This is a genomic window from Isoptericola sp. NPDC057191 (assembly GCF_042670225.1).
In the GTDB taxonomy this organism is placed as follows: domain Bacteria; phylum Actinomycetota; class Actinomycetes; order Actinomycetales; family Cellulomonadaceae; genus Isoptericola.
This window is the reverse complement of record NZ_JBHUWC010000234.1, coordinates 1-5,156: the sequence shown is the minus strand read 5'-3', so window position 1 is coordinate 5,156 and position 5,156 is coordinate 1. Positions and strand designations below refer to the sequence as shown.

Annotated in this window: 7 protein-coding genes; 3 read left to right on the top strand and 4 right to left on the bottom strand. The window is 76.5% G+C overall.

Features of this window, described 5'->3' with window-relative positions; genetic code table 11:
* Positions 1–7: 7 nt before the first annotated feature.
* Genes ACFT55_RS18915 through ACFT55_RS18905 form a run of 3 tightly spaced genes read right to left on the bottom strand, consistent with a single transcriptional unit; the run spans position 8 to position 2,589 of the window.
* A complete protein-coding gene (locus ACFT55_RS18915; RefSeq protein WP_380245393.1) occupies positions 8–541 on the bottom strand; it encodes a DUF6912 family protein in 534 nt (177 codons plus the stop codon).
* A 33-nt stretch (positions 542–574) separates the two neighbouring features.
* The gene (locus tag ACFT55_RS18910) at positions 575–1,933 is read right to left on the bottom strand and encodes a CpaE family protein (protein ID WP_380245392.1); all 1,359 of its coding nucleotides are present in this window, start codon (positions 1,931–1,933) and stop codon (positions 575–577) included.
* Positions 1,933–2,589, bottom strand: coding sequence for a hypothetical protein (locus ACFT55_RS18905; protein WP_380245391.1), 657 nt, complete (start codon positions 2,587–2,589; stop codon positions 1,933–1,935). Before ACFT55_RS18905 ends, ACFT55_RS18910 begins: the two co-directional genes overlap by 1 nt.
* Positions 2,590–2,718: 129 nt before the next feature.
* Here ACFT55_RS18905 and ACFT55_RS18900 point away from each other — a divergent pair, with 129 nt between their 5' ends.
* Entirely contained in the window at positions 2,719–2,928 is a 210-nt protein-coding gene (locus ACFT55_RS18900; protein WP_380245390.1) for a helix-turn-helix domain-containing protein, read from the top strand.
* Between the two features lie 14 nt (positions 2,929–2,942).
* Here the strand turns inward: ACFT55_RS18900 and ACFT55_RS18895 are convergent, their stop codons facing one another.
* Entirely contained in the window at positions 2,943–3,491 is a 549-nt protein-coding gene (locus tag ACFT55_RS18895) for a hypothetical protein (RefSeq protein WP_380245389.1), read from the bottom strand.
* 159 nt (positions 3,492–3,650) lie between these two features.
* On the opposite strand from ACFT55_RS18895, the gene ACFT55_RS18890 reads away from it, so the two are divergent.
* On the top strand, positions 3,651–4,424 hold the full coding sequence (locus tag ACFT55_RS18890) for a LysM peptidoglycan-binding domain-containing protein (protein WP_380245388.1): 774 nt from the start codon (positions 3,651–3,653) through the stop codon (positions 4,422–4,424).
* 42 nt (positions 4,425–4,466) lie between these two features.
* Positions 4,467–5,105, top strand: coding sequence for an Rv3235 family protein (locus ACFT55_RS18885; protein WP_380245387.1), 639 nt, complete (start codon positions 4,467–4,469; stop codon positions 5,103–5,105).
* The last annotated feature ends 51 nt before the right edge of the window (positions 5,106–5,156 follow it).

Genomic DNA, 5,156 nt, shown 5'->3' with positions numbered 1-5,156 from the left:
CAACACGTCAGGGGCGGGGGATCTGGGGGATCTCGGTCGGGTCGTACCAGAGCAGGTCGCGGTCGGTGACGCGCTGGAGCGCAGCGTCCAGAGCCTCCTCGGACGTGGCGCCGACGTCGCCCTTCCGCTCGGCGTCGTTCTCCTCCTCGGCGGCGGTCAGCACCGCCCGCACGTCGTCGGCGGCATCCGGCTCGTCGACATGGACGGCGACGACGGCCACGCCCGGCAGGGCGACGACGTCCACCGCGCTGGGCTCGTCCGCGTCGTCAGCGACCGTCGCGGCGTCGTCCGGCACGTCCAGGGAGACGACCACACGCAGCGGCGGCGCGACGCGGCGGCCGGCCACCAGCGCCAGGGAGTCGTCCGCGGCGGCGAGGAACGCCTCGTACTCGCGGCTCTCGTCGTCCTCGTCGGGCAGCTCCCGCTCCAGGGCGGGCGTCACGGCGTGCGCCCGGCGTGCCGCGACGTCCCACCGCGCCCCTCCGGCGGCGACGGTCGCGCCTTCGAGCTCGTCCAGGGTGGCAGGAACATAGATGCGCATGCGCACAGTCTGCCGTGGCCGGCGGGCCGCCGCTCAGACCGCGGCCGCGGTGACCGCCCGGACACGCGCGGCCAGGCCCTCGAACGCCGCGCACACCGGCGAGGTCGGTTCCTCCTCCGCCAGGGTGCGCCCGGACAGGAGGGCGGCATCGAGCCCCCCGGGGTCGTCCGGGACGAGATGCACGTCGTCCACGCCCGCGTAGCGCGCGAGCGCGTCGCGCACCGCAGCCTCGGGACGCGCACCCACCGCGGAGGACCGCACCCGGTTCGCGACCACCACCCGCTCCCCCGCGACCGGCACCGGGACGTCGCGCAGGTCCTCGAGGCCACGCACGAGCCGCTGGATCCCCACCGGGTCCGCCGTGCCGACGATCACGACCACGTCCGCCGCCTGCAGCGCAGCGAGGGTCGCCGCGTTCCGCTGCGGCGCGTGGGTGTCGTACATGAGCAGCTCGTCCGCCTCGACGAGGGCCCCGCAGTCGACGACCGTCCACTCCACGAGCTCGCGGGCGCGCTCGAGGACCACCTCGACGGCGCTGGCCGGCAGCTCCGGCCACCGCGCCGCACGAGTGATCCCGGTCAGCACCCGCAGCCTGCCACCGACCACCGGGGCGTGCCGCGCCAGGGTCGGCAGGTCCAGCGCCCCCTGGCCCGCGGCTCGGGCCACCGCGGCCAGCCCGGGTGCGTCGTCCAGCAGACCGAGCCGGGCCGCCACGGACGCGCCGTAGGTGTCGGCGTCCACCAGCAGGACGTCGTCGTGCCGCGCCACGCCGACCTCCCGGCGTGCCCGGCCGTGCCGTCCACGTGCCCGCGAGCCCAGCCCACCGAGCGCGGCCGCGAGCTCGAGCGACGTCGTCGTCCGGCCCGGGGCGCCGACCGGTCCCCACACCGCCACCACCCGGCCGTCGCGCGACGCGGCACCTTCCGCGTCGACGTCGCGCGCTCGGCCGTCCTCGGAGGGCGGGTCGTCGTGGGAGCCACCCGCACCGCCGCGCCCGAGGACGAGCGCGGCAGCCGGAGCGTCGGACCCGGTACGCACCGCGGTGGCGGCGTCCCGGACCGCCGTGAGCAGCGCGGCGTCGTCGTACGGCTCGACGACGGCGTCCACCCCTAGCGCGCGCAGATGCTCCGTCGGGGTGGCGTCGTGCGCCAGGGCGAGGACGCGCACCCCGTCCGTCCGCAGCCGCCCGACGGCCTCGCGGTCCAGACCGGCGAGGTCGGCGGACACCACCGCGACCACCCCGGCGCCGGCGGCCCCCGCCGCCAGCAGCTCGGCGAGGTCGCCGCAGCGACGGGTCACCGTGATCCCCGACCCCGGCGCGCCGAGCGCCAGGACGACGTCGGTCTCGGCCACGCCCCGCACGGCGCACAGGACCGTCACCGCTGCGGCCATCAGGCACCGCCCCCGGCCTGCGGCACCACGGTGACGCTCCCCGGGTCGGCCAGCGCCCGCAGGACGGCGGGCAGATCGTCCGAGGGGACGAGCACGTGCAGCGTCGCACCGTCCGACACGACGAGCCCCGAGCCTGCCTCGTCCACCTGCTCCACCACGACGCCCGTGACCAGCGGCGACGGGGCCTCGGCCTGCGCCCTCGCCCCGGCAGGGGCCTCCGGCACGGCCCACAGGTCGACGACGGAGCCCGGCGTCACCCGCGCCGACATCGACCGGTCGACGGGCACCGGCACGGAACGGACGTCCACCTCGGCGGCGTCGCCCAGGGCGGAGCGCGCCACGAGCTCGCCGTCGTCGACCACCCGCAGGGCCACCGTCGCCTCGGGCAGCCCCTGGTCGGCCCGCAGGTAGAGCTCCACGCCGGAGTCGATGCGCACGTCGACGGCCCGGAGCCGGGACACGTCGACCGTCTCGCCCGGCGTGAGGGTGCCGTCCGCGACATACACGGGCACCGTGCGGCCGGCCGAGGAGACGGCCCAGGAGCCCAGGGCCACGGAGACGGCGACGATCACGACGCCGACGAGCAGCCGTGGGTCGCGCCAGGTGGGACGACGCAGGCGCGCTGCGACGGGTGCCGGCAGGGGGTCGGGGTTCACGGGCATCCTCCGGGGTCGAGGGCGCGGGTGTCGCGCCGAGACCTATCATCGGCGACCCCCCGTGCACCCCGCGGGTCCCCTGTGGACAACTGGGCTCACCTGCCGTCACCGCTGTGCCAGAATGCCGACATGACCAGTCGGTTTCTCTCCCTCGCCGACGTGCAGGAGATGCTGAACATCTCCAGCACGCAGGCGTACTCCCTGGTGCGCTCGGGCGAGCTGCCCGCGATCCAGGTGGGACCCAAGAAGGTGTGGCGGGTCGAGGCCAGCAAGCTCGAGGAGTACATCGAGCACCAGTACGCCCGGACCCGCGAGCGGATCGCGTCGGGAGACCTCTGACCCTCGGCGAGCGCCTACGCCTCGCTGACCCGCAGCACCGCCCCGAACGGGACCGTGCGCACGACAGGCCGTGCCCGGTCCGACTCCTCGACGTCGAGGTGGTCGGCGCCGACCCTCCCGATCCGGCCCGTCACCGAGCCGCCCGGCGTGCGGACCACCACCCGCGCCCGGTCCCGCTGCAGGCCTCGCAGCACATGACCCAGCCCGAGCCCGTCGGTCCGGGCTCCTGACGGCACCGCCTGCCGCCCGAGTCCGCCGACGGCGGAGAGCGCCGGCAGCGGCACCAGGTGCTGGACCCTCCCCCGTGCACCGTGACCCTCGAGCAGGACCCACGCGCGCGCCACCCGTGCCACCCGGCCCTCGACGGCCTCGCCGTCGAGCAGCTCGACGCGCACGACGGCACCGGTCGCCGCACGCAGCCGGTCGACCAGCGGGATCGACGCCTGCTCGGCGCGCGTCAGCTCGGCGACGGCCCCCTCGCGCTCTGCCGTCATCTCGGCCTCGAACCGCGCCTCCAGATCGGCGAACAGCAGTTCCCACCTGGCCGGACCCGTGCCCGTCATGGGCCTCCTCTCGTCGCGTCAGCCGTGCCCCACAGGATGCCCGGGTAGACAGACCAGCACCAGTCGGCTTCAATATCGAGCATCCGATACCACCAACAAGCATCAAACGCCATCATCAGATGTGACTCGTGGTCGACCGCCACGGACGAAGGAGACACGATGTCCAGCAGCAGCGAACCTGCGCGGCACGGGGTCCGCAGCAGCGGCCTCGGCCGCCTCGGCCTCCTCTCCTTCGCGGCAGGCGTGGTCGCGATCGCGCTGACCGTGCGGGCGGCGTCGCTGGCCCCGCGCTCCACGTCGGCGGCCGGCAGCCTCACCGTGGACCGGTGGGTCGAGCTGGGGGTGCTGGGTGCCGGGCTCGCCACCGCGGCCTGGCTGGCCCTGAGCGGCGCGCTCGCGCTCGCGTGCGTCGGGGCGTCGCTGCTGGGCCGCCGCTGGCGGGCGGGCGAGTCCGCCGTCGACCGGCTCGCTCCCCTGGTCGTCCGCCGCCTCGTGCGTTCCGCTGTCGGCGCGGGCGTCGGCGCGGGCCTCGCCCTCGCCCCCGCTGCCGCCCTCGCCGCCGACGACACGGCTGACGGCCCCACGCCCGGCGAGAGCACCGTCGTCCTGGACCTCGGCTGGCAGCCGACCTCCGACGTGCCACCCGCTGCCGTCTCCGAGCAGGACCGCGCGGGCTCCGCGGGTGCTGACCCGGCAGCGGCACCCGTGGCGCGCGCCCCCACGTCGCGGGAAGGGACCGCGACCGGCGTCGGGTCTCGGGTGGTGCTACGCGGCGACACCCTGTGGGCGATCGCCCGGGACCGTCTCGGCGGCACCCCCTCCGACGCGGAGACGCTGCGCGAGGTGACGCGCTGGCACGAGACCAACCGCGACGTCATCGGCCCCGACCCCGACCGCATCCTGCCCGGCCAGATCCTGCGCGCCCCTGCCTGACGGCACACGACGTCCGAGACACCGCACCCCCGGAGGCCACCTATGACCGCGACCACCGCGACCACCGCGACCACCGATCCTGTCTCGGCCGAGACGTCCGCGCAGGACCCGGTCGCGCCGCCGACGAGGACACCGCCGGCGACACCCGCCACCCCGGCGACGGGGCAACGGCCCCTGCGGGTCTCCGCGCCGCCGCGCTCCGGTCGTCCGGCCGGCTACCCCGAGGCGGGCACCCGCCCGCGGGTGCGGAAGGTCCGGGTCGGCCGAGAAGGCGTCCGGCGCACCGTCGACGACGACGCTGCGGACCTGCCGGAGCGCCCGCTCCGCGAGAACGATCCCGCACCGCTTCCCGACCCGACCGCACAGTGCTGCGCGGTGGTCCGTGCCGCGGTCGAGGTGCTGCGCGGAGAACGTCCCTCCGCCCAGCTTGCCCGATGGGTCACGCCGCAGGTGCGCGACCAGCTCGCCGAGCGTGCCCGCATCGCCCTGGCCCACGACCCACGCAGCGGAGGCGAGCACCACCGCCCGGTCCAGGTCCGGCGGGTACGCCTCGTCCGCCTGGGCGACGACGTCGCCGAGGCGACCGTGGTGCTGGACGACGACGGGCGGGTCCGCGCCGCCGCGGTCCGCCTGGAGGCGCGGCGCGGCGCGTGGCGGGTCGCCGTCCTCGAGGTCGGCTGACCGGCGGGGCACGGAACGCCGGAGCCGCCAGCGCTCCCGCCAGGGCCACGT

Coding starts and splice junctions, on each gene's coding strand:
- ACFT55_RS18890 (WP_380245388.1), top strand. CDS start 3,651: ATGTCCAGCAGCAGCGAACCTGCGCGGCACGGGGTCCGCAGCAGCGGC.
- ACFT55_RS18915 (WP_380245393.1), bottom strand. CDS start 541: ATGCGCATCTATGTTCCTGCCACCCTGGACGAGCTCGAAGGCGCGACC.
- ACFT55_RS18895 (WP_380245389.1), bottom strand. CDS start 3,491: ATGACGGGCACGGGTCCGGCCAGGTGGGAACTGCTGTTCGCCGATCTG.
- ACFT55_RS18910 (WP_380245392.1), bottom strand. CDS start 1,933: ATGGCCGCAGCGGTGACGGTCCTGTGCGCCGTGCGGGGCGTGGCCGAG.
- ACFT55_RS18885 (WP_380245387.1), top strand. CDS start 4,467: ATGACCGCGACCACCGCGACCACCGCGACCACCGATCCTGTCTCGGCC.
- ACFT55_RS18900 (WP_380245390.1), top strand. CDS start 2,719: ATGACCAGTCGGTTTCTCTCCCTCGCCGACGTGCAGGAGATGCTGAAC.